This window comes from Bradyrhizobium cosmicum, from assembly GCF_032290525.1.
Lineage (GTDB): Bacteria > Pseudomonadota > Alphaproteobacteria > Rhizobiales > Xanthobacteraceae > Bradyrhizobium > Bradyrhizobium cosmicum_A.
The window spans coordinates 1-237 of sequence record NZ_JASXTA010000587.1 but is presented as its reverse complement, the minus strand read 5'-3'; the positions used below and the strand labels follow the sequence as shown (position 1 = coordinate 237).

Below are 237 nucleotides of genomic sequence, written 5' to 3'. Positions count from 1 at the left end.
GCGTGGGCTCGGCCCTCATCACGGCAGCCATCGCGCTCAGCGAAGACGAGGGTTTCAAGGGGCGCTTGGGGCTCCATTCCCTGCCCCAAGCCGATGATTACTACCGCAAGATCGGAATGACCGATCTGGGCCAGGACGTGGCGTACCAAAATTTAAGATACTTTGAGATGACCAGCGAGCAGGCTCGCGCGTTCTTCGAACAGGAGGGAGAACGATGAAAATTGAACGGAGTAAGGA

1 protein-coding gene is annotated in these 237 nt (G+C 57.0%); it reads left to right on the top strand.

Features of this window, described 5'->3' with window-relative positions; genetic code table 11:
• A partial coding sequence (locus QSV46_RS41025; protein ID WP_314964497.1) for a GNAT family N-acetyltransferase occupies positions 1-218 on the top strand: 218 nt, incomplete at its 5' end.
• Positions 219-237 lie beyond the last annotated feature (19 nt).